The organism is Streptomyces sp. CA-142005, from assembly GCF_050942335.1.
Lineage (GTDB): Bacteria > Actinomycetota > Actinomycetes > Streptomycetales > Streptomycetaceae > Streptomyces.
This window is the reverse complement of sequence record NZ_CP192078.1, coordinates 225323-249578: the sequence shown is the minus strand read 5'-3', so window position 1 is coordinate 249578 and position 24256 is coordinate 225323. Positions and strand designations below refer to the sequence as shown.

Here is a 24256-nt window from a genome sequence, read left to right as displayed (position 1 = left end):
GACCTGGGTGGCCTTGGCCAGGGGATGCAGATAGGCGGCGCCGGCCGCGGACATGGCCGCCGAAGCCGCCTCGCGCGCGGCCGCGCCGTCCGCGCTCTTGGGCCGCCTTGAGGGCCGCCCACGCCGTGTCGCGGAGAGCTTTCCCGCGCTCACCGCCCCGGGCGAACTCCCACACGGCATCGACAGCGTCTCGAGGCCGCGAGTCGTCCGGCTGAGAGCGGTCGAACTGACACGGCCCGTGCCAATAATCCGGCCGGTGTGCGGGCCCGGCCGAACTGCCCCGCGGCGGCCCTCCTACACCGTTGCCGCGGGCGCGCCCTGCTCGTCCTGGCCAACCTCGAAGTCACACGCTGCCGGGCGATCTTGACGCCGGATAGCCCCACGTCCAGCACGAGTACACGACCACCGACTCACACCAGCCCCGCGACCAGCCATTTCAGGTTGGTTGATCTTCAATGATCGTCGGCCAAGTATTACGCGGTCACAGCTGCGTCGGCAGTGCTCCGATGAGGCTGCGCCGGCATCAGTGTCCCTCCCGCGGCTCGCTTGCAGCTGGTGTGCCGCGGCTCGTCCAGATGTCCGTTTCGGTGGCGGACCGTCTCTCCTGACCGCAGGCTGAGCTGAGGGAATGATCGACCAGGAGGTCTCGATGACCACCGCATTCGTTCTGTCGGGCGGCGGCAGTCTGGGAGCCGCCCAGGTGGGGATGCTGCGTGCCATGACCTCCCACGGCATCCGGCCGGACCTTGTCGTCGGAGCCTCGGTGGGTTCCCTGAACGCGACGTACTTCGCGGCCCGGCCCGACGCGCGCGGCGTCGAGGAGCTCGCGGAGCTGTGGCGGCAGGTCGGCGAATACGACGTATATCCGCTCGAACTGCCGGAGGTGCTGCGCGGGTTGCTCAGGCGCCTCCCGGGGCGCCCGATCCGCGGTATAGCCGCGGCGTTCGGATTTCGCAACCACGTGTTCCCCATCGAGCCCCTGCTGGTCCTCCGGGCGGCGGCAGGCAGGGTCAACCACGTCTTCGACAATCGGCGCTTCCAGCGATTTCTTGACCACGCCCTGCCCCTCAGCCGTATCGAGGACGCCGCGGTCGCTCTCCATATCCTGGCCACTGACGCCTGCGACGAGCGGGGGGCGCTCCTCTCACGGAACAACGCATGACCGCCTCCATCGAGAAGGCACGCACTCACGTCGAGCTGTACGTGCTTCCGTCGCCGAGCCCAGTCGAAATCCTTTCCTTCGACTTCCGGCAGATGGCTCACCTCATGCAGGCGGCCACCGACTCGACCAACCGATGGCTCGACCAGGGCCGGCATATCGACCCCACCACGGGATCCGAGCGCAACGCCCCGACCCGCCCAACGGCCGGTCCCTCTCCCGAAGCCGCCCGCTGAGCCATAGCGGCCACGTGCGGATCCTGTGCCGACCAGCAGGGCGTCATCGCTGCCGAAGCGAGGTCACCGTGAACTGGGCGCCGTCCGGGTCGCGCAGCACGGCCTCGTGCTCTGCTTCCTGCAGGACGCTGCCACCGTGCTTCTCCGCGGCCCGGGCGCACGGCCCCACGTCTCGCACCATGAAGTGGACCTGCCAGTGCGGCCGGACCGAAGGATCGGGTGGCTTCTCCACCGAGCCCGACTCGATGCGGGCCACGACATCGCCGCGGCTGCGAAGCAGTACTTCGTCGCCCGCGTACTCGACCTCGCAGCAGCCGGGGAGGCCCGAGGCCCAGTCGAGGATCTCGCCGTAGAAGACGGCAGCGTCGAAGGCGTCGCGTGTGTGAAGGGTGATGAAGGTCGGGGCGACCTGCCGCCACGCCTCCCACTCGGTGACGAGCTTCCCCTCCCAGATCCCGAACGTCGCGCCGTGGCGATCGGCGAGCAGCGCCGCTCTGCCAGGGGGAAACGAGATCGGCCCGACGGCCAGGGTGCCGCATCGCTCCTGGGCGCGGGACACGGCTTCATCGGCATTCGGCACGGCGAAGTACGGCGTCCAGGCCACAGTCATCTGGCGCATGGCGGCCACCCCGGCGATCCCCGCGACGGGTACGCCGTCCGCCAGCGCAGTCCGGAAATGGTCGCCCAGTCTGGCCTTTCTGCACTGCCAGCCCAGTACGGCACCGTAGAAGTCTTGGGTGGCGTTGAGGTCGCGGCTCGTCAGACTCACCCAGCACGGGGCGCCGAACACGGAATGCGTGAAGACGACGTCCCTCACATCGGAGGAGTGTGTCGTGCCGTGAATCATGGCCATCGCGCCCTGGTCTCATACGTTGGCGACCACCGCTCTGACCCAAGTGTGCAGCCAGAGTTGTTCTCCTGCACGCGGCCTTCCTCGAACACTGCGTGGAGTCCTGTCCGCTCATGCCTGCCGTGTGACCCTGCGGGTCCGGTCGCTTGCGCTGCGTGCACGACTCCACCCGTCCGGCGCACAACGCGCGCTGGGTATTTCTCGTTGGTTGTGCGTGGCAGCGCAGCGACACGACACATATGTGCAGTACACGGAACTGCGGGTGCAGTTGCAGCGTGTTCTGGCGCGCAGTGAGCCGGCGTTCATGGGGCGCCTCGGCGTTGCCGGTGATGAGGACGGTCTGGACGGGCGATCAACCGCCGTTGGGTCGCCCGAACTGGCGCGAGACCCGCACCATGGAAATTGACCCACATGGCCCACTCCCGCAGAGGTGAACCCGGGATGACGCTGCCCGTACGACACCGGCCCAGCGGCCTGCTGGAGAGGCGGTTCCCAGGCTTCGGTTGCTGCGCATCTCCGGTGAGTACAAGGAGTGGGACGTGAAGGCGTCCTGCGCCGCAGCACCCGACGCACTGGCCGCCTCGAGTACCAGGCCCTCCTGCCCGCCGATGTCAGGGCGGAGGAGGTCGGCGCGACCCTGCACGACGGCGTGCCGACCGTCACCGTGTCCAAGACACAGACCCCCAAGCCGCGGCACATCAAGGTCACCGAGTCCTGACCCCACTCGGTGTGTGCCGTGAAACCGTCGCACGGCAGGCATCTCGTGCGCACGCGGCTCTGCCATGCGACGACGGGTCCGCCGGCGCAGGGAGGTGCTGGATACGAAGATGCTGATGCCCCACGTCAGAACCGTCGCCGCGGCACTCCGCGCCTACCGGTCAGCATGGACCGGTCTGCTACGCGACGGCGAGCCGCTCAGCTACCGCCGGCTCGACGACCCCGCCTACACACTGTGCGTTCTCATGGGACAACGCAACGCCGCCGACGCCGTGGCACAGGCGGAGAGCCTTCTCGCCCGGGCCACAGCCGAAGAAGGGAGGCGCCGGGCCGGGCACGCGCGGATCGTCATCCCTTGAGGCAATACCGGGGCTCGCGGCCGACGGCTCCGTCCGCTGGGCACCCAGGCGCCCAGGCCGCACTTGGGAGCGCCGCCTCCCACCATGGCGTCGGCGCTGGTCGGCGCACCGAGGGTTCGGCAAGTCCCACGCGTCCCGCTCTCTCCACGGCGCGAGTACGGCACCGGCACTGTTCTGCGTACCGGTGGGAGACCGTGCGGCTGGGACGGGCGAGCCAGCAGACACAGGGGGCACTGGTCGATCAAGCCGCCCGTTCGCGCCTGACATTCTGCCGAACAATCAGCTAGCAGCCAGTCAAGGCACAACCGTTGTTGGACCGTGCCGTTGCCGTCCTGATGATGGCGAAAACCGTGGCGTCCGTCAGCAGGGACGCACTTTCGGGTCTGCTGAGAAGCCATGCGCCGTCACCTAAAGTAAGATTTATGACTATCAGTGATGGAACGTACTGCTTCGGGTCGTCCGCCAGCCGCCTGTTGATCAAGACGAGCCGCGCCGGACTGGGCCGGAAAGCGGGTCATGACCTCACGATCGAGGCCACGCGGTGGTCAGGGAACGCTGTGGTTGCTGCGAGCGACCCCGGGAAGTCGTCGGTGACCGTGACGGTCGAGACAGGCTCGCTGACTGTCCGGGAGGGAACTGGCGGGATCAAGCCCCTGACCGACGCCGATCGCGCCGAGATCAAACGCACGCTGGAGGGCGAGGCTCTACTGCACACTGCGCAGCATCCGGCCATCACCTTCCGCTCTACGAGCATCACGGGAACGCCTGAGTCTTTCGAGATCACCGGAGACCTCACCATCAAGGACCGAACGCACCCGGTGATCGTGCATGGAGGCAGCGACGGGGACGGCATGGTGTGCGGCTGGGCGACCGTCACCCAGTCCACCTGGGGCATCAAGCCGTACAGCGCCTTCCTCGGGGCGCTGAAGCTGGCCGACGACATCCGGATCGAGTTCGCTGTGACCAAGCTCGAACCGCCGTCCCGCTCTGGGCAGGCAACCGGGTAGCCGTACAGACGACTGGGCCGAGGCGTTCACTGGCCCGCCTCGCGGCACCGCAAGGGTCGAACAGCCCCGCGCTTGGGACGTCCGGGCCCTGTGCAGCCAGCCGCCGGTGACGATGATCGATACCAAGGGGAGAATGGAAACGCCAGGGTGATGGCCATACGCCCGCAGCCACGGCGTCGATGCCGAGGTGCCCTGGCCGCAGGAGGCCGAGCACGAGGTCACCTGCAGGGAGCTGTCCTGACTGCCCACCATCCTGCCTCCGCTCCTGTTGCCCACATGGTCGAGCTGGGCCGGGAGGAGTCGCTCAAACTGCTGGCCACCGTGTCCCATGGGCCGCGCGGGTTCACGCACCAGGCACTGCCGGTGATCCGGCCGGTCAACCACCTCGTCACCGCCGAAGGCGACGTCGTCATCCGGACGCACGCCGGTGCGGCCCTGCTGACGAGCGCCTCGGCATCGGAGGTGGTGGTGTACGAGGCAGACCAGATCGACGAGGACGCAAGCACCGGCTGGAGCGTGATGGCCACACGTACGGCCAGACGTGTGACCGACCCGCAGAAGCTCTCCCGCTACCACGCCGAACTCACTGCCTGGTCAGCAAGGACATGGAGTAGGTGGTCCGTATCGCGGGCGGGTGACCGGATACCGCCTGGTGCCGTGAAACATTCTCTCGGAGCACAGAGTCGCAGATCGTTGCCCGCATGGGAGAGGTGGAAGCTCCTGTTGGGAGAGTCCAGGACGATCGTGTTCGCCCGGGCGACCGGCAGCGCCAGCCAGTTGAAGAAGGACAGGGCGACCGGCTTGAGCGGGTAAGGGCGCCGTCGGGGAGAAGTTCGACGTGGGTGGCGACGGTGGCGCCCGCCAGACGGGTCATTGCACGTTGTTGGGCCAGTCGAACGGTCCGCCGCTGTGCCATTCGAACAGCTCGAGCGCGGCATCGCCACCACCTTGCAGCGCAGCCTGCTGCCCCACGCACTGCCGGACACCAGCGCCGTCCGGCCGGCGTTCCGGTACGTGCCCGCCGAGGCCGAGGCCGAGGCCGAGGTCGGCGGGGACTGGTTCGACGTGATCGCGCTCCCGGGCTTCCGCACCGCCCTGGTGGTCGGGGACGTGGTCGGCCGCGGCCTGCACTCCGCGGTCACCATGGGTCGGCTGCGCACCGCGGTCCGCAATTTCTCCACCCTCGACCTGCCGCCCGACGAGTTGCTGGCCCGCCTTGACGACGTGGTCAGCCAGATGGACGCGGAGGCCCGGGCCAGTCAGGATCTGGACGTCGCGGCCACGTGCCTGTACGCGATCTACGACCCGGTCTCCTGCAACTGCACGATGGCGAGGGCCGGTCACTTTCCGCCCGCCATCGTGTATCCGGACGGCCGGGTGGAGATTCTCGACCTGCCCGCAGGGCCCCCGCTCGGCGTGGGCGGTCTGCGCTTCGAGGCCGTCGAGTGGCGGCTGCCGGAGGACACGCAGCTCGTGCTCTACACCGACGGGCTCATCCAGGACCGGAACCGCGACATCGGAGCCGGCCTGGAGCTGCTGTGCGGCACGCTCTCCAGTGCGGGGCCCGACCCGGACGAGACGTGCCGGACGGTCCTGGAGGCAGTGCTGCCCGCCCGGCCCGCCGACGACGTCGCTCTCCTGATCGCCCGCACCCGCGCGTTCCCCCGTGACCGCATCGCCGAATGGGACATCCCCGCCTCTCCCGCCGCTGTGTCCGCCGTGCGCGCCGAGGTGTCCGCGAAGCTGGCCGACTGGAACCTAAAGGAGACGGCGTTCACCACCAAACTGATCCTCAGCGAGCTGGTCACCAACGCCATCCGCTACTGGGCGCCCCCCGCGCACCTGCGCCTTCTACGCGACACCACCCTGGTGGTGGAGGTCACCGACGGCAGCAGCACCTCCCCGCACCTGCGCTACGCAACGGACACGGACGAAGGCGGCCGCGGGATCTTCCTCGTCGCCCAGTTCGCGGAGCGCTGGGGAACCCGCTTCACCCCCACCGGGAAGATCGTCTGGGCCGAGCAGTCGGCCCCGTTGGTTCCCGTCGCCCCCGTCCTGGCATCGGCTGCGTGACCGGGCCGGACTGCCGGAAGACGTCCATGGGGCCTGCTGCCCGGGCCAGCCTCGATTCGGCGTAGCTAGTTTGGAAGATCGCGTAACTGGATCTGGGCTGACCAGGCGAGACGCTGACCTCGGTGTTCCCGGGCCGTTGGCTGACGTTCCCCGTTGATCCCCGCTCGTCACTGCCCGATCGGGCACACACGGGGCACGAGCCAACCCCTGCCCCGTTGCCTGACTCCCGGTTCAGAGGACCCAGAAAGTTCCCGCTGCCACCGTTGGGCTGCGCACCATGTCCCGTTTTAGCCGCAACGGCCGGGGCACACAGGGGATCAAGTGGTGGATAACGGGCAAATCAAGGGGGCTCGACCGCAATGTCAACAGGGACACTTCTAGCAATCATCATCCCCGTCATAGTGGTGATCGCTCTCGTTGCCACGGCAGCCTTCTTGTTCATGCGCCGCCGTCACCTGCGCGAACGCTTCGGCCCCGAGTACGAACGAACAGTCGAGGGCGCCGACAACAGATTGGCCGCCGAGCGCGAGCTGAGTGCACGGGAGAGGCGCCATGACTCCCTCGACATCAAGCCGCTGCCCAGCAGCGTGCGGGAACGGTACGCCCGCGACTGGACCAGCGTGCAGGACGAGTTCGTGGACCGGCCCAACGATGCGGTGCATGACGCCGACCGTCTGGTCACTTCTCTGATGCACGAGCGTGGCTACCCGACCGGGGAATTCGAACAGCGCATGAAGGATCTTTCAGTCGAGCATGGCCGCACACTCGAGCACTATCGGGCCGCTCACGAGGTCGACACACTCAGCACCCAGCACAAGGCCACGACCGAGCAACTGCGCGGGGCCATGGTGCACTACCGCGAGCTCTTCGACGAGCTGCTCTCCGACGGTGGTCAACCTCGCCACGCCCGGGCCTGAACCCGCTCACCACCGCAATGCCGACAGACCCCGAAGGACGAAAGGACGGAGGAGACATGGAACGCGAACACGCACCGGGCCCTGAGAGGGGCCTCTCTACCGAAGACCTGGCCCAGCCCCGCGCCGGCACCGGGGATGAACCGCGGGCGCAATCCGAGGCGCCTGTCTACCCCGGCGAGAGCACAGCCCCGCCTCAAGAGACTGCCGAAGGGCAGGGGCGTGAGGCTGGGGCAGCACCGGGCGACGAGACTCTTCACCTCCTCGCGCCGGAGGAAGAAGAGCATCTCCGCGAACGGTGGCAGGAGATCCAAAACGAGTTCGTCGACGACCCCCAGGACGCCGTACACACGGCCGACGCCTTGGTCGCCGACGTCATGCAGCAGTTGGCCGAGACGTTCGCCGAGCAGAAGCACGAGCTGGAAGGCCAGTGGAATCGGGGCGAGCAGGCGGACACCGAAGATCTGCGTAGGGCCCTGCAGCACTACCGCTCGTTCTTCAACCGCCTGCTCACCGCATGACGGACACGGGCCGACGGCGAGGCCGGGCGAAGACCCGCGAGGATGAAGAAGAAAGCCGACGGTGCGCCGCCCATCAATGAGGACGGTGCACCGCGCCCGGTGCAGGATTTGAGGTCTGGTCTCATCCTTATCAGGTCGATCACCGGAGACCGTGGACGTCGACCAACCACTCCTACGCCTCGGCCGATCGTCCACTGAGGTCCGGCGCCGACCGCTGCTGTTCGCGGTTGTTGGCGTCAGCCGTTGGTGTCAGCGCGGACCGGGCTTCTTGACAGATGGGCGAACTCCACCCAGTGCTGCGACGCTGGCAGTGACCTCGAACAGCTTCGCCGTGTCGAACCTCGCGCCGCCGAGCAGCTTCGCCGTGTCGAACCTCGCGCCGCCGAGCAGCTTCGCCGTGTCGACCTTGGTCGCCGCGAACAGCTTCGCTGCGTCGAACCTTGCCCAAGCGAACGCTCATCTGCGGGCCGGTGCTCCAGTCCAAGTGGTGCAGCGACGCCTAATCCACTGGTCAGCGTCCGCTGATGGCGAGTTCGTAGTCGCCGATCAGGTCGCCGAGCAGAGTGCCGGCGGTGAGGTCGCTGGGGACGTGGCCGGCCATGTAGAGGCGGGAGTAGAGGACCTCGGCCCGCATCCACTCGTAGTCCTGGGCCCGGTGTGGGGAGAGGGCGCTGAGGAAGGTGACGGCCGCAGCGGAGCGGGCGGCGTGCCGGGAGGGGTAGGAGTACGGACCCTTGGCGCCGGGCTTGATGTGCTTGTCCGGGCGCAGGGTTGGGTCGAGGACGAAGGGGGCCGGCTGTTTGTCCTTGGCTGCCAGCTGGTCGCTGAGGGTCTTGGCCAGCTTCAGGGCGGCCTTGAGCTGGGCCTTCTCCGCCGTGCCCTGCGCGTCGGGGATCAGCTCGCGCTGGTCGTGGAGGTAGAGCTTCCAGATGTCCTTCTTGGCGTAGAGCTCCAGCCAGGTCGCGGCCTTTTTTCCCGCGGCCGTGCGGGCCTTGGCGAGCTGTTGGTCCTGGCGGAGTTCGGCGGTGCGCTGTGTGGCCGACGGCGGTGCCGGGATCTGCTGCGCCGCCCAGGCGGCGAATGCTTTGTCGTCGCGGGTGGTGCCGTGCGCCTTTTTCCACTGGGCGAAGAGGGCGTCCGCCTTTTTGCGTTGGTCCGCTGCCTGCTTGCCGATCGTGGCGATCTCAGCGTCGGTGAAGAGCGTGGGCGGCGGGTCTTGCTTGATGCGTGCCGTGGCCCCGGGCTTCTTCTTCGCGGAGGTCGAGGCGGCGGCCGGGTGCAGCAGGCCGAAGGCGGCAGCGGCGACGGCGAGCAGCGCGATCACGGCATACGGCCATTTGATGCCGCGCAGGGCGTTCATGCGGCGGAGGTCCTTTCGAAGAGCGCGCGCGGAGTCGCCTCGGTGGTGAAATGGGTGCGGGCAAGGCGGCGTACGTCGTTGTCGGGCAGGCCGGGGGTGAGCAGGGACTGGCCGACGATGTACTTGCTCAGCGACACAGGGCGGGCCCCCAGGCGTAGCAACAGCCGGTCGGCGTAGGCCAGTTGGACACCTCCCTTGGTCTCCACAAGAAGGTGACCGGTGTCGAGGGCGGCGGTGCGGTCGCCCTGGTGGCAGGTGAGGGTGCCGTCGAGGGTGACGCGGGTGCCGTGGTCCAGGTCGGCGAGGGCGGCGCGGACGTAGCGGATCTCGGCGGCCGGAGTCAGCTCCTTGGCCGTGACGGGGATGCCGGACCGGTCCAGGACCTCGTTCACGAAGTCCGCAGCCTGCCGGTCGAGTGCGCCGTATGTGGCGGCCGGTATCTGCAGCGCGTGTTTCACCGTGGCGCCGCGGCCGTCCTTCGTCTTGACCTCCACGCGGCACAGTCCGTCCTCCGCGTACAGGCGGGTGCGGACCTTCCAGCGCCGACGCCGGCCCTGGACGTGCGCGTGCCAGGCACCGAGCCGGTCGGTGTCGAAGTAGGTGCTCAGGTAGCTCGTCGTACGACGCCCGGCGAAGTCGAGGACGTGGTGGCGGTCAGCGAGCAGGCGAACGAAGCTGCGGGCCTGGTCGAGCGGGATGAGGTACTTGCGGTCGGTGCGGTGCTGCAGGGCCGCGGCCGCGTCGACCTCGGCCAGCGTGGCGCCCCGCAGGGCGGACAGGCCCAGCCCGGCCGCGAAGGATCTCACCGGGGTCATGGCGCCATCACCTGCTCGCGCTGGTCAGCGTCCGCAGCGGCCACGGGCTCGTCCCCCGCGGGGTAGCGGGCCGAGACCCGGGTGGTCTCGCGTACGTAGTCCACCTCGTCGACCACGACCGACAGCGGGGTCTGCCCGAAGCGGAGGGCCACGTCGTGGGCGATGAGCGCGGGCTCGGGGTAGATCCGGTCGAGGGTGAGCTTCACCGTCCGGGTCGGCGGCTCGTACGACTGGGGGTCGTCGACCACCAGCACGGCGACCAAGACCACGGCGACGAGGGCGACGACGAGCCAGGTCTGCCGCTGCGGCAGCCCGGTGCACAGGGCGATGACCAGGGTGACGAAGGTGTAGGCGACGTCACGCAGGGTGAAGGCCGCACTGCGCAGCCGCACGAGGGAGAGGATGCCGAACAGGCCGAAGCCGACTCCGGCCGGGAACTTCCCGGCGCTGATCGTGCTCATCGCGGCGAACAGGCCGACGTTCAGCGCGGCCAGGACCAGCGGCATCGCCGGTACGCTGGGCCTGCGCCGATACAGCCACCCGACCAGGATCAGCAGGGCTATGACGTCGAGGCCGCCGCGGGCTGTCAGGTCCGCGGGTGCGATGTGGTCGGTGATGCCCTTGGCGGCGAGCACCGTGACCGCTGCGTGCATGGCTGTCCCTTCCGTCACGGCACGTCGGACGGCGGACCGGTCGCGGTCCGCGGGGCACCGCGACGTGAACGACGGTAGGGATGGCACATGAACAGACCATGAAGCCTTTCCCGACGCCCAGGGCCGGCATCCCGGGCGGTTAGCCTGGCCGGCATGCACTACTTGGTCGTCGACGACGAGACGCGCCTCACGGACCTGGTCGTCCGCTACCTCGGCGAGTCCGGCCACACCGCCGAAGGCCGCTACGACGGCCCGAGCGGGCTGATCGCCGCCCGCGATCCCCGCATCGACGCGGTCGTCCTGGACGTGATGCTGCCTGGCATGGACGGGGTCGAGGTGTGCCGCACGCTGCGCACCGAGGGCATCGACGTCCCCGTCATCCTGCTGACCGCACGCAGCGCGATCAACGAGCGGGTCGCCGGGCTGGACGCCGGCGCCGACGACTACGTGGTCAAGCCCTTCGCCATGGAGGAACTGCTGGCCAGGCTGCGTGCCATCTCACGGCGCCGCCCCGACGGCTCCGGCCGCCTCCAGGTCGGCGACCTCGTCCTCGACCCCGAACAGCAGCGCGCCTGGCGCGCGGACACCGAACTCGACCTCTCCCGCCGCGAGTTCGACGTCCTGCGGGTGCTGATGGAGAACGTCGGCCGGGTCGTGACCCGCCTCCAGCTGCTCGACGAGGTCTGGGACGGCGAGACCGACCTGCGCAGCAACGCCATCGACGTCCATGTCTCTAAGGTGCGCGCCAAGGTCGACCGCGCCTTCGACCGCACGACGATCACGACCCTGCGCGGACGCGGCTACCGCCTGGAGACCGCACCGTGAACCCGCGCGGGCTGCGCGCCCGGCTGCGGCGGCTGCCCGTCGTCACACGCCTTGTGCTGGCCGTCGCCGTCACCATGTCCCTGGTCCTGACCGGGGCGGCCGGACTGGTGTACTGGCGGGTCAAAACCGCCCTGGACCAGCAGCTCAACGACGACCTCACCACCTACCAACACAGCCTCGATCACGCCGTACGCGCCGAAGCGCCGCTCCCGCCGGGCCCCAGCGGCAGTCTCCAGCAAGTCCTCGACGAACAGGGCCGTGTGCTGCGCTCCAGCGACGCCCTTCGTCACCGGCTGCTGCTCACCACCGCCGAGCTGGACGCCGTCGCACGCGGCGCCACCGTCCGACGAGACGTCGGCTCCCTCCTGCCCATCACCTCCGACACCCTGCGCTTGCAGGCCAAGCGCGTCGCGGCGGACCGACAGACCCGGATCGTGGTCGCCGCCGTCCGACGAGGCCACCGCGACGAGGCGCTGCGCGAGCTCCTCGCCCAGCTCGCCTTCGCCTCCGCCCTGACCCTGATCGCCGCCTCGTACGTCGGCTACCGCACCGCCCGTGCCGCCCTGCGCCCCGTCGAGCGGTACCGCAGCGGAGCCGCCACACTCGCCGACGGCGCCCCGAATACGCGGCTCGACGTGCCCGCGGAGCGGGATGATGAGATCACCCGGCTCGGGCACACCCTCAATCACATGCTCGACCGTCTCGAAGCTGCGGCGGAGCGCGAGCGCCGTTTCGTCGCGGACGCCAGTCACGAGCTGCGCACGCCGCTGACCTTGATGCGCGCCGAGCTCGACGTGGCCCTGCACCGCCCCCGGTCGGCCGGGGAGCTCATCGAGACCCTGCGCTCGGTGGATACCGAGGTCCAGCGTCTGATCGTCCTGTCCAACGCGCTGCTCGACCTGGAGGAGCTCGGCAGTACCGGCCATATCACCCGCTCTCCGGCACGCCTGGCCGATCTGGTCGAGACCGCTGTCGCCCCGTATGTGCGCACGGCCGAACGGACCGGGCGGGTTCTGAGCGTCCAGGCGTCCGACACGGTCGTCGACGCCGACGCCCGCTGGCTGGTGCCCGGGATCGGCAACATGCTCGACAACGCCCTGCGCCACGGCACCGGAACCGTCCGCCTCACCGCCGCTGCCCACGAGGGCAGGCTGCGGCTGTGCGTCACGGACGAGGGGCCGGGCTTCCCGACGGAGTTCCTGCCTCGGGCCTTCGATCGGTTCACCCGTGCCGAGGCCAGCCGTACCAGTGAGGGCTCGGGCCTGGGGCTCGCGTTTGTGCACGCGGTGGCCGCCGCCCACGGTGGCACGGCGCATGCCGAGAATACCGGTCACGGGAGCGCCGTCACCCTGGATCTACCCTGCTGAGCGGCACGCGGGTTCGGCCGGCGCGTACGGTGCAAGGTATGGCACCGCCCCTGCCGGGTCCGCTGGCTCACCTCGCTCCGCTGCTCGGCCATTACGGCTACTGGGCTGTCGGCGCCGTGGTCTTCGTGGAGGACTTCGGCGTCCCCGCCCCGGGCGAGACGATTCTGATCGCAGCGGGGATCTATGCCGGGGCGGGTCGGCTGAACATCGTGGCTGTAGCGGTGATCGCGTTCGTGGCGGCCGTCGCGGGGGACAACGTGGGTTACCTGATCGGTCGCTGGGGCGGACGGGCCTTCGTGCACCGCTGGGGCCGTTACGTCCTTCTCACTCCCGAACGCTTCCACAAGGCGGAAGTGTTCTTCACCCGTCACGGCGGCGGGATCGTCACCGTGGCCCGTTTCGTCGAGGGACTGCGTCAGGCCAACGGCATCATTGCCGGGACCAGCGGCATGCGCTGGCGCCGTTTCCTCGCCTTCAACGCGCTCGGTGCCGCACTGTGGGTCGGCGTGTGGGCGGCTCTGGCCTACGCGGCCGGTACCCACATCACCACCCTCTACGACGAGATAACCCGCTACCAGCTCTACGCGCTCATCGCCCTCGCTGTCGTGGGCGCCGCATTCGTCGGCCGGCGCCTCCTGTGGCGTGCCCACCAGACCTGACGCAGCACGCGGGGTTCACCCTTCGGTTTCCGGCTGGGGTACGGACGACACCGAGCGACGACAAGCGAACGCAGCCACTGCGAGGATCCCGGTCAGCGCGGCGAGCGCCCCGAAGCCGTAGGTGAGCGTGGCGAGCGAGGCTACGGCGGCGACGAGCAGCGGGCCGCCCGCGTCGCCCAGTTCGCGGCCCAGTTCGGCGGCGCCCATGGTCTGCCCGAGCCGCTCCGCAGGGGTGCTCGATGCCAGCGCGACGAAGCCGAGCGGGGTGATCAGCCCCGTACCGGCACCGATCAGTGCCGCTGCGAGCAGGATGCCGGTCAGCCCCGGCAGCATCGCGCAGGCCAGCCCCGCGGCGGTGAGCGACAATCCCGCCGCCAGGCCCGAGCGGGTCGTGAGGCGTCCGTCGTCCAGAGCGCGTCCGGCCTGCGGCTGGACGAGGGCCGCGCAGCCGGCGAGCACCGACACCGTCGCCCCGGTCGCGACCGTGCCCAGCCCGGCGGCGCGGCCGGAGACCGGCAGGAAGCCGACCCCCACCGACAGGGCCGCGGTCGCCGTCGCGAGCGCGGCCGTCGGGGCGAGGAAGACGGAGTCGGCCAGCCGCCGGGCCAGGTCAAGGATCGTCTGGCGGGCCTTGGGCAGAGCGGGTACGGCGGGAACAGCGAGCCCGGCCCAGACGGCGACCGCCGCCCCGAGCACCGCCAGCACGGTGAACAGCAGGCGCAGACCGCCGGCCCACACCAGGACGCCGCCGAGCAGCGGGCCGAGGGTGTAGCCGATCGACTTGTAGAAGCCGTAACTGCCGAAGGCGCGCCCGTGCTTGGCCGCCGGGTTGAGGCGGGCGACCAGAGAGGAGGCGGACGGTGAGAAGGCGGAGGCCGCGGCTCCCTGGCCCAGGCGCGCGGCCCACAGCCAGCCCGGGCTGTCGGCGGCGACGTACAGCGCGGACGCGGCGGCGAACGCCACCAGCCCGCCGAGGAGCACGGGGCGGGCACCGATTCGGTCAGCGAGAGTGCCGAAGAGCGGCTTCAGGAGCACCTCGGCTCCGTCGTAGAGAGCGAGCAGCCCGCCGAGCACCAGCAGGGACGTGACCGCGTCCTGCGTGTGGCCGCCGAGGTTGGCGGCGATCCCATGCGCGCCGAAGGCGGTGGTGAACCCGGCCGCATACAGCGGCCGCATCTGCGGGGCCGGAGCGGAGGGCGCGCTCACCGGTCCGCCCCGGGAGTCTGGTGGAGGGCGGCGAAGACCTGCTCGGCGTAGTCCTCACAGGCGGCGGCGCACTCCTTGAGCCGCCGGGCCGCCTCGGCCGCCTCCGGGGCACCGAAGACGTCCCGCGCCGTCAGGTCGCGGTGCCAGCGCCGCAGCCGCTCCAGCGACTGCTCCTCTTCCTCCAGTTCGGCCAGGGTGAACTTGGCCGTGCGGACCAGCTCCTGCTCGAACGTGCCGCAGTCAGCCAGGAACTCCGCCCAGTCTGCCGAGCGGGCGGCGGTGAACATTGCCTGGAAGCGCGCAGCGTCCCCGGTGCTGCGCCCCGAGGCGTTCAGGGACACCGCCTCCCCGCCGGCCTGCTCCGTGAGTGTGACCGCCCGGCCGATGCCGTTGGCGAAGGCCGGCACGTCCGGCACGGCCCAGACCCCCTGTCCGAGGGAGAGCGCGCCGGCTTTGCGCAACTCCCGCCAGACCGCGACCCGGTGCCGGGAGGGCTCCGCGGGAAGTTTGATCACGAGGACGAGCCAGCGGTTCCCTGGTTCCATGGTCGACACGACAGCGAATGTAGCACGCGTTACATTCGATGTTGTTCCTGGTGGTTCGTCAGGCGTTGATGATGCCGCTGGTCAGCAGTCCGAGCAGTGCGACACCGGCGATGATCCTGTAGATGACGAAGGCGTTGAAGGAGTGCTTGGCGACGAACTTCAGCAGCCAGGCGATGGAGGCGTAGGCGACCACGAAGGACACAGCGGTGCCCACCGCCAGCGGCGCGGTGCCGACCCCGGCGCCGACGGCGTCCTTCAGCTCGTACAGCCCGGCCCCGGTCAGGGCCGGAATGCCCAGGAAGAATGAGAGGCGGGTGGCCGCCACCCGGTCCAGGTCCAGGATCAGCGCCGTGGACATGGTGGCGCCAGAGCGGGAGAAGCCAGGGAAGAGCAGGGCGAGGATCTGCGCGCTGCCGACCAGCATCGCGTCCTTGAAGGTGGTGTCGTCCTCGCCGCGCTTGTGCCGGCCCATCTGGTCGGCCGCCCACATCACACCACTGCCGACGATCAGGGAGCCGGCCACCACCCACAGCGACCCCAGCGGCCCCTCGACGAGCTTCTTGGCGGCCAGGCCCACCACGACGATCGGGATGGTCGCGTAGATCACCCACCACGCGAACTTGTAGTCGTGGTGGTAGCGCTCCTCCTTGTTGACCAGGCCCCGGCCCCAGGCGGCGCAGATCCGCACGATGTCCTTGAAGAAGTACAGCAGGACGGCGGCGATGGCGCCGACCTGGATGACGGCGGTGAAGCCGACCACGGCGGTGTCGTCGACCGGGATGCTCATCAGCCCCTCGGTGATCTTCAGGTGGCCGGTGGAAGAGACCGGGAGGAACTCGGTCACCCCCTCGACGACTCCTAGGACGGCGGCCTGGCCGATGTTGATGGCGCTCATACGGGGTCCCAATCTTCTGGCGGGCAGGGTCGTCTGGAGGGAAGGGCGGGCGGCATGGCACACTCGGGGAGCAGAACTTTTACACCCGTATAGATGTCCCACACGCGTGTAGAAGATACACGTCCGGCGAGGAGCGAGGGAACGGTGACCCTGTGAGCGACAACACGCACGCCCGCGGTCCGAAACGGGCCAACGGCGTCCGCGAGAACGAGATCCTCGCTCTGCTCCAACGGGCCGACGGACCGCTGACGCCGGGCGAGGTGACCGAGCGCCTCGGCGGCGAGCTGACCTACAGCAGCGTGGTCACGATCCTCACTCGCATGCACACCAAGGGCCTGCTCACTCGCCGTGCCCGCGGCAGGGCGTACTCCTACACCCCGGTCACCGACGACGCCGGCTTCGCCGCCCGCCGGATGCGTACCGTCTTGGAGGAACGCCCCGACCGCGAGGCCGTGCTCGCCCGCTTCGCCGACGAACTGTCCGACACGGACGCCGACCTGCTGCGCCAACTCCTCGGCCCCGAAGCCGACACCGACTGACAGGGGCCCGCCGGATGCGCATCGCCGTCTATCTGCCGCTGCTGCTCTCACTCCTCGCCCCGCTTGGAGCGCGGCCGTTGTCCGAGCGCTGCGAGCCCCGCCTGGCCACCTGGCTGCTCACCGCCTCCGCTTTGGTCCTGGGCGCGGCGACCACCATCTCCCTGGGCCTGCTGGCCGTCACCGGCCTCATCCGCATCCCGCAACTGGCCGACCTCGGTCACTGGTCGTCCCACAGGGCGCAGCACAACGACCCCACCCAGCTCTCCATCGCGCTCGTCGCGGGACTGCTGCTCGGCGGCGCGGTGCTCGCCGCCGCCCGTATGCTCTGGCGCCGCGCCCGCACGCTGGCCGCCGCGGCGCTGGACGCGGCCTGCATGCCCGCGCGCGACGGCCTGGTCGTGACGGAGGACGAAGCCCCTGACGCCTACGCGCTGCCCGGACTGCCCGGCCGCGTCGTCGTCTCCACCGGCATGCTCCACACCCTGCACGAGACCGAGCACGACATCCTGCTCACCCATGAACGCGCGCACCTGACGGCCCACCACTACGCCTTCGTCGCCCTCGCCCAGCTCGGCGCCGCCGCCAACCCTCTCCTGCGGCCCCTCGCCACCGCCGTCACCTACACCATCGAACGCTGGGCCGACGAGAACGCCGCCACCGCCACCGGCGACCGCACCCGCGTCGCCCGCACCGTCGGCAAAGCAGCCCTCGCCGCACGCCGCGCCCCGGCCCTCACCCGCGCGGGCGGCGCCGCCCTCGGCATCCTCGGCCGCCGCAGCCCGCTCGCCACCGCAGGCCCCGTTCCCCGCCGCGTCGCCGCGCTCCTCGCTCCGCCGCTCCGGCGCCATCCAGGCCTCACCGCGGCAACCGCAACTTTGCTGACCGCCGCCGCGCTCGCCACTGCCGAAGCCGCCCACGACTTCCACCTGCTGCTGCGTACAGTCGGCGCCTGGTAGGTGGCCTTCACCGGAATGCGCCCAGCGATCCCGTCGACAAACCAGCCGCAGGTAGTTCAGAGAAGGTCCGTGTAACGCTTGTCGGCCAGCTCCTTGCCGCAGCCACCGAGCAACGTGCCGCACCAGAAGGTGTCGTAGCGATGCTGCAGGCGGAACCGGTCCAGCTCCCTGCTTCCGTTGGCAGTACTACGGGATGGTCGGAATCCGCGCTGCCGATCAGGGCGGTCTGGACCCGGCGGGTGTCCCCGAATGCGTCGTACATACCTGAATGGACCTCGCGGACAGAAGAACGGTGGCAGCCGCACCTTTGGGCGAGCTGGGACGGAATGCTGGCTGCCCCAATGCGCTACAGCATGTTGCTCGACGCCGCCGTCGACCGCGTCATGGAAGAGCTGAAGCAGATCAAGGCGCAGCTCCGCAAGCTCAGCGCGTAACTGGGCCAATCGCGATTCCCGCTGAGGGTGCCGCGAGGGTTGGGGGCCCGGAGCAGCCTGCGGGCCCTGACCCGGCGACGCTGCCGCAAGTTTGAAGAGCTGCCCCTGCCACGTGTTGGCGCCCAGGCTGGTCCTTGGGAGCCGAGGCAGGCCTGTCACGGGGGGAAACGGGAGTTATTGTCAAGTCCTGTGGATCTGGCGAGTGCGGTTGGGCTTCGACCTCGCGCCGTAGCGAGTGATGCCGATGAGTTGGCGTCGCCGAGGGCTTCGCGGCGGACTCCTGACTCAGAAAGCGCTCCACCGGAGCCTTGTCGTGGCTCCCTCGGACGGGGCGTAGCCGAATAGGGTCTCACACAGTGATGCTCGCCTAGGGCCTGTGTGAGGTCGTGATCAATCTCGGGTTCTCGTCCCGTGTGGGGACGGGACCTGGTAGGACGCTGGGTGTGACACGTAGGCAACTCACCGACGAGCAGTGGGAGTTCATCGAGCCGTACCTGCCGATAGGCGAGTACGGTCCGTACCCCGAGCGGCTGCGGGAGCAGTTCGAGGGGGTGATCTGGCGGTTCCGGTCCAGCGCTCAGTGGCGCGAGATGCCCTCCGAGTTCGGACCGTGGGCGACCGTTTACGGGCGCTTTCGCGTGTGGCGGGACGCCGGGGTCTTCTCCGCTCTTCTGGAAGGCATGATCGCCGAGGCCGCCCGCCGGGGAGAGACGGACTTATCCCTGGTCAGCGTGGACTCCACCACTGCCCGCGCTCACCACGACGCGGCCGGGATGCGCATCGGCAAGGACGTCATGGACGCCCTTGAGGAAGCCGCCGCCGAGCAGGAGCGGGCCCGGCAAAAAGGGGCGGCCCGCCAGAACAGAACGGACAGGACGGCAGGGACGACCCCGAGCAGGAAGAGCGACGGCGGATCAGGCGGCGGCGCAAGCTCCGCTTGACCCAGGCCCTGCTCGGCAGATCCCGTGGTGGACTGACGAGCAAGATCCATCTCGCCGCCGACCGCAAGTGCCGTCCGCTGTCCCTCGTACTGACCGCAGGACAGGCCGCCGATAGCCCGCAGTTCGTCCCCGTGCTGCAGAAGGTGCGCATCCGTCTTCCCGTTGGTCGGCCCCGGAGCCGGCCCGACGCTGTCGCCGCCGACAAGGCCTACTCGTCCCGCGCTAACCGCTCTTACCTGCGGAAACGCAACATCAAGGCAGTCATCCCGGAGAAGAAGGACCAGACCGCCAACCGGAAGAAGAAAGGCCGCCGGGGCGGCCGCCCCACATGCCACGACGGCGATCTTTACAAGGAGCGGAACACCGTAGAGCGGCTCATCAACAAGTTGAAGGCCTGGCGGGGTATCGCCACTCGGTACGACAAGACGCCCGAGAGCTACCTCGCCGGCCTCCACCTCCGCGCGTCGATGATCTGGATCAACGACCTCCTGAAGACAACTGGATGATCACAACATCACACAGGCCCTAGCGCCTGGTGCGTGAGCTGCTAGTTTCGGCGGCATGGTGGACCACAGCGAGAACATCGCGCTCCGCAAGAGGTTGACTGACGCCGAGAGCGGCGTCCTCCTGTACGGCATCACGCCGCCCCGCCTGAGCACCACTCCCGAGCGGATCCGGGAGATCACCGCGGCGACCTTGGCGCGGTTGGACTTCCTCGACGTGGATGGTCTGGCGCTCTACGACATCGATGACGAGAGCGATCGCAATCCGGAGGAACGGCCGTTCCCGTACCTGCCGACGATGGATCCTGCCACGTATCACGCGGAATACCTGGGCGATTGGAACCGCCCTGCGGTCATCTACCGCTGTGTCGGCAAGTACACCGAGGCGCAGCTGCGGACCTGGCTCCGGATGGCCGACACAGACCGCGTGCTCAGCGTCTTCGTGGGTGCATCCTCGAAGGGCAAGGCGGTGCGGACCCGCCTGCCGAATGCACAGGCCCTGCGCCGCGATGTCCGTCCGGATCTGCTGATCGGCGGCGTGGCCATCACAGAGCGCCCCGACGAGCACCTGCGGCTGATCGCCAAGCAGCAGGCGGGAAGCGCATATTTCATTTCGCAGGTCATCTACAGTGCCGACGCGGCGAAGAGCATGGTCTCCGACTACTACTACGCTTGCCGCGAGCGGCAGCTCGAACCTAAGCCCGTCCTCTTTACACTCTCGGTGTGCGGCTCGATGAAGACGCTGGCGTTCCTCAAGTGGCTCGGAGTCGACGTCCCACGCTGGCTCGAGAACTCCCTGCTCCACGCAGATGACACGCTGGCCGAGTCGTACGAGCACTGCTTGGCGAACGCCCGGGACTTGATCGCCTTCTGCCGCAGGCTCGGCATGCCGTTCGGTTTCCTCGTGGAGAGCGTGTCGATCCGCAAGGTCGAGATCGACGCCTCAGTGGCTCTCGCCGGCGAGCTGAACGGGCTGCTCGGACGCGGTAGACCCTCCGTGTGAGGTCGGGCGACGACCACGCGCCACCCGGCTCCGCCGAAGACCCGGTCGTCGAATCCCGTGGACTGCGACGGAGCTCAGGCTGCTGTGGCTTCTCGGCGCTCAAGGAGTAGTCCCTTCTCGAAGCGGGCTCCGGCGCGCACGAGGGCGACGAGATGAGGCGCGTTCACGGCGCGCCAGCGGGCCTGGGCGGACTCGATCAGCTTGAACGTCATCGCCAGAGCGGCGGTGCGGGATCCGGCACCGCGCGTGACCTTGGTGCGCAGCCGCACGGTGGAGAATGTGGACTCGATGGGGTTTGTGGTGCGCAGGTGGATCCAGTGCTCCGCGGGATAGTCGTAGAACGCCAGCAGCTGCTCCTGGTCGTCGGTGATCGGAAGACTTCTGACATCCATGGCTGACATCAACGACGCCGGACAGGGACGTACACCAGCATCTCTGTCCGACTGTCGCACCAGTCGACGGCCGCAGCCGGAGCGGATTCGGATCGAACTCCTAAAGCGGGTGTCGCAAGTTCGAATCCCGCCGGGGAGCAGAGGGAAGGGCCAGTTCGGGGGCATGCCGGGCTGGCCCTTCGTCGTGTCCGGGGGCGTGACACACGCGTGCCACTACGTCCGGGCGGGCCGTTGCCGTCCTCCCCGGAGGTGTCTCTCTCCCCCTGTCCGGCGATACGGCGGCGGGGTCCGGCACCTTTCCACCAGCTCCGGCGCCATTCCATCAGTTCTGTCTGGCGACACTCAGACAGCGAATCCGAGCGAGGCCGACGGAGTCCCCATGGGCGAGGCGAGTCGGCGAGCGCTGCAAGCATCGCGCTTCCCCCAGCTAGCAAACGCGGTTCAGCCCAGGTAGAAGTCCCTGCGAGCGGCGACGAACGTTTCGATCGACTGGGCGGGGGTGCCCGTCACTCGCTCGACGCCGTCGGTCGTGCGGTCGTAACGGTTGTCCCGGTGCAGCTGGGCCATCGTGGCGACGTGCTGTTCGAGGTGCGGCGGCATGCCCAGCTTCGGGAGCTGTGCCTCCCACCTCTCCGGCGGCACGTCTACGTAGGAGACGGGTCGTCCCAGCGCCCGAGAGAATTCCGCGGCCAGCTCCGTCATGTCGACCGACCGCGGTCCGGTCAGTTCGTAGACCTGCCCGATGTGCGGAGCCGGATCGCGGAGCACGGTGGCGATGACCTGGGCGACGTCGTCCACTGCGACCGGCGAGGTGCGTCCGGTGCCGAACGGCAGCGCGATCGTGCCGTTCTCCTGAATCGACCGCGCGGCCATCGTGGTGAACAGCGGGGTGTCCAAGAACGCCGTCGGCCGGATGTGCACCACCGGCAGACCCGACCAGTTGAAGACCTGCTCCGCCAGCCAGTGCAGCCGCTGCTGGTGCGACTCCTCGGTGCTGGTGACGGTCATCTGCGACACAGTCATCTGCGACAGGTCGACCAGGGCCTCCAACTTCCCGTACTCCCTCGCAACGGAGGCAACCACGGTCGCCGCCAGCAGGTGGTCCGGAGACACGCGCATCGCGAAGTACATCCGCGCCACGCCTTGCAGCGCGGCGGCTACCGTCTCGGGCCGGGTCAGGTCACCGATGACGACCTCCGCGCCGAGCGCCCGCAGTTCAGCTGCACGCTCGTCCTCGCGACGGATCATGAAACGCACCGGCACCCCCTGGGCACGCAAGTGTTCGAAGACCGTGCGGCCCACGCCGCCGGCACCGGGGATAAGAACAAGGTTGTTGGCAGTCATCAGTCGATCTCCTTGGAAGTAACGGGATATCTGAGTTGAGGTGTGATCAGAGCGTCAGCGGTGCTGTCAGCGAGGCATTGGCCGTGGCGATGTCACGCTGGTCCGGGTGGCGATTTCACAGGGGCCTCCGGTCCTGTCGGTGGTTCTGCGACTGCCGGGCGAAGTAGGTCAGCGGCACCGAAGTCCGCATAGGCCTCACCGCGCCAGCGGTGTCAGCGGCGGCACTGCGGCGACGTCCCTCGACGAGCGGTCGCCTCCGTGGTCCGTGGGGATGGTTTGTGATCACCGTTGGGCCCCTGCGGTCTTGCGCTGGGACGTTTCACCGCCCGCGGCCACAGCGGGGTCCTTGCCCGGCAGGAAGATCAGTACGACGACCGCTCCGACCAGGGCGACGGCCGCCGACCCCATGGCGGTGATGTGCATGGCATGGATGAAGGCGCCGTGCGCGGGCCGCACCAGCGCCCTGCCGGCAGGTCCCAGCTTCTCGGCGACGGCCAGGGTCGCCTGGACGGATTCACCTGCGGCGTGCCGGTCGGAGGCGGGCAGTACGCCCAGGTGGCCGTCGATGCCGTTGCGGTACGTGGTGGACAGCAGCGACCCCAGCACGGCGACTCCCATGGCTCCGCCGACCTGCCGGAAGGTGTTGTTGACCGCTGATCCGGAGCCGGCCTTCTCCCGCGGCAGCGACGACATGATCATGACGGTGGCGGGCGGCATCACATGGGCCATCCCCGTGCCCATCAGGAAGAACAGCATCTCCAGCACCCAGATGGGGGTGTCCTGGCTGAGCAGCAGGAAGCCTGCGAAGGCCACGGCGGTCAGGACGAGGCCGCCGGCGCACACGGCTCGGGCACCGAAGCGGTTGACGACCAGTCGGGCCCGCGGGGCGAAGAACATCTGAGAGGCGGCCAGCGGCAGCACGAGCAGACCGGACTGCAGGACGCTGTAGCCCCGCACGCTCTGGTTGTAAAAGACGCTGAAGAACATGACACCCATGAGGGCGAAGAAGACCAGGCCGATGGCGGCCACGGACGCGGAGAACCGCCGGTTGCGGAAGGAGGTGACGTCGAGGGCCGGATGGTCGCTGCGGGCCTCGTACACCACGAAGCCGGCGAGGACCGCCAGGCCGCCGAGGATCGTCGCCCAGGACTCGGAGCGGGTGAAGTCGCCCAGCTGGCCGCCCTTGATGATGCCGTAGACCAGCAGTGCCAGACCGGCGATCGACAGCAGCACGCCGAAGGGGTCGAGCCTGCCGGGCCGGGGGTCCTTGGAGTCGGGGACGATCAGCACCATCGCGGCTATCGCTGCCACCACGATCGGCACGTTGACCAGGAAGACCGAACCCCACCAGAAGTGTTCCAGCAGGACGCCACCGGCGATCGGGCCGGCAGCGATGGCGAAACCGACCACACCGGTCCAGATGCCGATGGCCTTGGGCTGCTCGTCCCGCTCGAAGACATTCATGATGATCGCGAGGGTGGCGGGCAGGATGAAGGCGCCGCCGAAGCCCATCACGGCGCGAAAGGCGATGAGCTGCCCGGAGGAGCCCGACAGCGCGGACAGCACGGATCCCGCGCCGAACATCAGCATGCCGAAGAGCAGCACCTTCTTGCGGCCGAGCCGGTCACCGAGCAGGCCCGCGGTGAAGAGCAGTCCGGCGAAGACCAGCGTGTAGGAGTTGACCGCCCACTCCAGCTGGCTCTGGGTGGAGCCGAGTCCGGCGGGAGCGGGCTGGGCGATGGTCTTCATCGCCACGTTGAGTATCGAGTTGTCCAGCATCACCACCAGGAGGCTGCACGAGAGCACCGTCAGGATGGCCCACCGCCGACGGTGAACCGCCTCGGAAACGCTTCGTCGCTGGGCAGGCGGCGCGGACGGCGTGGGCTCCGCGGGAGTCGAGGAGCCGGTGGGGGTGGGCGGTGATGCCACAAGGGTCTCCCGTGCTGTCGGTAGTTCTGCGATTGCGGGGCGGAGGCCGTGAGC

At 69.1% G+C, this 24256-nt stretch carries 23 protein-coding genes and 3 pseudogenes; 16 read left to right on the top strand and 10 right to left on the bottom strand.

Annotation, left to right across the window (positions count from 1 at the left end):
* Positions 1-628 precede the first annotated feature (628 nt).
* Both ACQPXS_RS01305 and ACQPXS_RS01300 read left to right on the top strand, forming a co-directional pair.
* Complete coding sequence (locus tag ACQPXS_RS01305; protein WP_433446096.1) at positions 629-1162, top strand: patatin-like phospholipase family protein; 534 nt, start codon at positions 629-631, stop codon at positions 1160-1162.
* Entirely contained in the window at positions 1159-1395 is a 237-nt protein-coding gene (locus ACQPXS_RS01300) for a hypothetical protein (RefSeq protein ID WP_433446094.1), read from the top strand. The genes ACQPXS_RS01305 and ACQPXS_RS01300 overlap by 4 nt, the downstream gene beginning before the upstream one ends.
* A 43-nt stretch (positions 1396-1438) precedes the next feature.
* On the opposite strand, the gene ACQPXS_RS01295 is transcribed toward ACQPXS_RS01300, so the two are convergent.
* Complete coding sequence (locus ACQPXS_RS01295; protein ID WP_433455652.1) at positions 1439-2242, bottom strand: VOC family protein; 804 nt, start codon at positions 2240-2242, stop codon at positions 1439-1441.
* A 535-nt stretch (positions 2243-2777) separates the two neighbouring features.
* On the opposite strand from ACQPXS_RS01295, the gene ACQPXS_RS01290 reads away from it, so the two are divergent.
* From ACQPXS_RS01290 to ACQPXS_RS01260, 7 genes and pseudogenes are all read left to right on the top strand, one after another.
* Positions 2778-2963, top strand: a complete 186-nt coding sequence (locus tag ACQPXS_RS01290) for an Hsp20 family protein (RefSeq protein WP_433446092.1) — start codon at positions 2778-2780, stop codon at positions 2961-2963.
* A 115-nt stretch (positions 2964-3078) separates the two neighbouring features.
* A complete protein-coding gene (locus ACQPXS_RS01285) occupies positions 3079-3321 on the top strand; it encodes a DUF5133 domain-containing protein (protein WP_433446090.1) in 243 nt (80 codons plus the stop codon).
* 335 nt (positions 3322-3656) lie between these two features.
* Positions 3657-4328: a YceI family protein gene (locus ACQPXS_RS01280; RefSeq protein ID WP_433455650.1), complete on the top strand. Its 672-nt coding sequence runs from the start codon at positions 3657-3659 to the stop codon at positions 4326-4328.
* A 276-nt stretch (positions 4329-4604) separates the two neighbouring features.
* Entirely contained in the window at positions 4605-5141 is a 537-nt protein-coding gene (locus tag ACQPXS_RS01275; protein ID WP_433446088.1) for a pyridoxamine 5'-phosphate oxidase family protein, read from the top strand.
* Positions 5142-5255: 114 nt separating this feature from the next.
* Positions 5256-6401, top strand: a pseudogene (locus ACQPXS_RS01270) (ATP-binding SpoIIE family protein phosphatase); the annotation flags it as partial.
* A gap of 359 nt (positions 6402-6760) precedes the next feature.
* Positions 6761-7318, top strand: a complete 558-nt coding sequence (locus ACQPXS_RS01265) for a hypothetical protein (protein ID WP_433446086.1) — start codon at positions 6761-6763, stop codon at positions 7316-7318.
* Positions 7319-7374: 56 nt separating this feature from the next.
* A complete protein-coding gene (locus ACQPXS_RS01260) occupies positions 7375-7836 on the top strand; it encodes a hypothetical protein (RefSeq protein WP_433446084.1) in 462 nt (153 codons plus the stop codon).
* Between the two features lie 511 nt (positions 7837-8347).
* Here the strand turns inward: ACQPXS_RS01260 and ACQPXS_RS01255 are convergent.
* From ACQPXS_RS01255 to ACQPXS_RS01245, 3 genes are read right to left on the bottom strand one after another with little or no spacing between them, the layout of a single operon-like run.
* A complete protein-coding gene (locus tag ACQPXS_RS01255) occupies positions 8348-9196 on the bottom strand; it encodes a phosphatase PAP2 family protein (protein ID WP_433446082.1) in 849 nt (282 codons plus the stop codon).
* A complete protein-coding gene (locus ACQPXS_RS01250) occupies positions 9193-10011 on the bottom strand; it encodes a polyphosphate polymerase domain-containing protein (protein WP_433446080.1) in 819 nt (272 codons plus the stop codon). Before ACQPXS_RS01250 ends, ACQPXS_RS01255 begins: the two co-directional genes overlap by 4 nt.
* Positions 10008-10664, bottom strand: a complete 657-nt coding sequence (locus ACQPXS_RS01245; RefSeq protein ID WP_433446078.1) for a DUF4956 domain-containing protein — start codon at positions 10662-10664, stop codon at positions 10008-10010. The genes ACQPXS_RS01250 and ACQPXS_RS01245 overlap by 4 nt, the downstream gene beginning before the upstream one ends.
* A gap of 153 nt (positions 10665-10817) precedes the next feature.
* Between ACQPXS_RS01245 and ACQPXS_RS01240 the strand changes: the two genes are divergently transcribed.
* The 3 genes from ACQPXS_RS01240 to ACQPXS_RS01230 are packed head-to-tail and all read left to right on the top strand — an operon-like array spanning position 10818 to position 13515.
* Positions 10818-11489 carry a response regulator transcription factor gene (locus ACQPXS_RS01240; protein WP_433446076.1) on the top strand — a complete coding sequence of 224 codons (672 nt, stop codon included), beginning with the start codon at positions 10818-10820 and terminating at the stop codon, positions 11487-11489.
* The gene (locus ACQPXS_RS01235) at positions 11486-12856 is read left to right on the top strand and encodes a sensor histidine kinase (RefSeq protein ID WP_433446074.1); all 1371 of its coding nucleotides are present in this window, start codon (positions 11486-11488) and stop codon (positions 12854-12856) included. Before ACQPXS_RS01240 ends, ACQPXS_RS01235 begins: the two co-directional genes overlap by 4 nt.
* Before the next feature lie 38 nt (positions 12857-12894).
* Entirely contained in the window at positions 12895-13515 is a 621-nt protein-coding gene (locus ACQPXS_RS01230) for a DedA family protein (RefSeq protein WP_433446072.1), read from the top strand.
* Between the two features lie 15 nt (positions 13516-13530).
* On the opposite strand, the gene ACQPXS_RS01225 is transcribed toward ACQPXS_RS01230, so the two are convergent.
* From ACQPXS_RS01225 to ACQPXS_RS01215, 3 genes are read right to left on the bottom strand one after another with little or no spacing between them, the layout of a single operon-like run.
* On the bottom strand, positions 13531-14691 hold the full coding sequence (locus tag ACQPXS_RS01225; protein ID WP_433455648.1) for an MFS transporter: 1161 nt from the start codon (positions 14689-14691) through the stop codon (positions 13531-13533).
* Positions 14692-14717: 26 nt separating this feature from the next.
* Positions 14718-15266 (bottom strand): Chromate resistance protein ChrB, encoded by a 549-nt coding sequence (locus ACQPXS_RS01220; protein WP_433455646.1) that lies wholly within the window; start codon positions 15264-15266, stop codon positions 14718-14720.
* A 58-nt stretch (positions 15267-15324) separates the two neighbouring features.
* Positions 15325-16161, bottom strand: coding sequence for an undecaprenyl-diphosphate phosphatase (locus tag ACQPXS_RS01215; RefSeq protein ID WP_433446070.1), 837 nt, complete (start codon positions 16159-16161; stop codon positions 15325-15327).
* A 152-nt stretch (positions 16162-16313) separates the two neighbouring features.
* On the opposite strand from ACQPXS_RS01215, the gene ACQPXS_RS01210 reads away from it, so the two are divergent.
* From ACQPXS_RS01210 to ACQPXS_RS01195, 4 genes and pseudogenes are all read left to right on the top strand, one after another.
* The gene (locus ACQPXS_RS01210) at positions 16314-16700 is read left to right on the top strand and encodes a BlaI/MecI/CopY family transcriptional regulator (protein ID WP_433446068.1); all 387 of its coding nucleotides are present in this window, start codon (positions 16314-16316) and stop codon (positions 16698-16700) included.
* A 14-nt stretch (positions 16701-16714) separates the two neighbouring features.
* A complete protein-coding gene (locus ACQPXS_RS01205; protein WP_433446066.1) occupies positions 16715-17656 on the top strand; it encodes a M56 family metallopeptidase in 942 nt (313 codons plus the stop codon).
* Between the two features lie 877 nt (positions 17657-18533).
* Positions 18534-19537, top strand: a pseudogene (locus ACQPXS_RS01200) (IS5 family transposase).
* Between the two features lie 55 nt (positions 19538-19592).
* Complete coding sequence (locus ACQPXS_RS01195) at positions 19593-20537, top strand: methylenetetrahydrofolate reductase (RefSeq protein ID WP_433446064.1); 945 nt, start codon at positions 19593-19595, stop codon at positions 20535-20537.
* Between the two features lie 74 nt (positions 20538-20611).
* Here ACQPXS_RS01195 and ACQPXS_RS01190 read toward each other — a convergent pair.
* The 3 genes and pseudogenes from ACQPXS_RS01190 to ACQPXS_RS01180 form a co-directional block, all read right to left on the bottom strand.
* A pseudogene (locus tag ACQPXS_RS01190) lies at positions 20612-20908 on the bottom strand (transposase); the annotation flags it as partial.
* Between the two features lie 462 nt (positions 20909-21370).
* Positions 21371-22273: an NmrA family NAD(P)-binding protein gene (locus ACQPXS_RS01185; protein WP_433446062.1), complete on the bottom strand. Its 903-nt coding sequence runs from the start codon at positions 22271-22273 to the stop codon at positions 21371-21373.
* Positions 22274-22555: 282 nt separating this feature from the next.
* Complete coding sequence (locus tag ACQPXS_RS01180) at positions 22556-24202, bottom strand: MFS transporter (RefSeq protein ID WP_433446060.1); 1647 nt, start codon at positions 24200-24202, stop codon at positions 22556-22558.
* Positions 24203-24256 lie beyond the last annotated feature (54 nt).

Bases quoted from the DNA above. Each gene is read 5' to 3' on its own strand.
- ACQPXS_RS01250 (WP_433446080.1), bottom strand. From the start codon at position 10,011: ATGACCCCGGTGAGATCCTTCGCGGCCGGGCTGGGCCTGTCCGCCCTG.
- ACQPXS_RS01220 (WP_433455646.1), bottom strand. From the start codon at position 15,266: ATGGAACCAGGGAACCGCTGGCTCGTCCTCGTGATCAAACTTCCCGCG.
- ACQPXS_RS01185 (WP_433446062.1), bottom strand. From the start codon at position 22,273: ATGACTGCCAACAACCTTGTTCTTATCCCCGGTGCCGGCGGCGTGGGC.
- ACQPXS_RS01285 (WP_433446090.1), top strand. From the start codon at position 3,079: ATGCCCCACGTCAGAACCGTCGCCGCGGCACTCCGCGCCTACCGGTCA.
- ACQPXS_RS01225 (WP_433455648.1), bottom strand. From the start codon at position 14,691: ATGCGGCCGCTGTATGCGGCCGGGTTCACCACCGCCTTCGGCGCGCAT.
- ACQPXS_RS01305 (WP_433446096.1), top strand. From the start codon at position 629: ATGATCGACCAGGAGGTCTCGATGACCACCGCATTCGTTCTGTCGGGC.
- ACQPXS_RS01255 (WP_433446082.1), bottom strand. From the start codon at position 9,196: ATGAACGCCCTGCGCGGCATCAAATGGCCGTATGCCGTGATCGCGCTG.
- ACQPXS_RS01265 (WP_433446086.1), top strand. From the start codon at position 6,761: ATGTCAACAGGGACACTTCTAGCAATCATCATCCCCGTCATAGTGGTG.
- ACQPXS_RS01215 (WP_433446070.1), bottom strand. From the start codon at position 16,161: ATGAGCGCCATCAACATCGGCCAGGCCGCCGTCCTAGGAGTCGTCGAG.
- ACQPXS_RS01260 (WP_433446084.1), top strand. From the start codon at position 7,375: ATGGAACGCGAACACGCACCGGGCCCTGAGAGGGGCCTCTCTACCGAA.
- ACQPXS_RS01240 (WP_433446076.1), top strand. From the start codon at position 10,818: ATGCACTACTTGGTCGTCGACGACGAGACGCGCCTCACGGACCTGGTC.
- ACQPXS_RS01205 (WP_433446066.1), top strand. From the start codon at position 16,715: ATGCGCATCGCCGTCTATCTGCCGCTGCTGCTCTCACTCCTCGCCCCG.
- ACQPXS_RS01280 (WP_433455650.1), top strand. From the start codon at position 3,657: ATGATGGCGAAAACCGTGGCGTCCGTCAGCAGGGACGCACTTTCGGGT.
- ACQPXS_RS01275 (WP_433446088.1), top strand. From the start codon at position 4,605: ATGGTCGAGCTGGGCCGGGAGGAGTCGCTCAAACTGCTGGCCACCGTG.
- ACQPXS_RS01300 (WP_433446094.1), top strand. From the start codon at position 1,159: ATGACCGCCTCCATCGAGAAGGCACGCACTCACGTCGAGCTGTACGTG.
- ACQPXS_RS01295 (WP_433455652.1), bottom strand. From the start codon at position 2,242: ATGATTCACGGCACGACACACTCCTCCGATGTGAGGGACGTCGTCTTC.
- ACQPXS_RS01195 (WP_433446064.1), top strand. From the start codon at position 19,593: ATGGTGGACCACAGCGAGAACATCGCGCTCCGCAAGAGGTTGACTGAC.
- ACQPXS_RS01245 (WP_433446078.1), bottom strand. From the start codon at position 10,664: ATGCACGCAGCGGTCACGGTGCTCGCCGCCAAGGGCATCACCGACCAC.
- ACQPXS_RS01230 (WP_433446072.1), top strand. From the start codon at position 12,895: ATGGCACCGCCCCTGCCGGGTCCGCTGGCTCACCTCGCTCCGCTGCTC.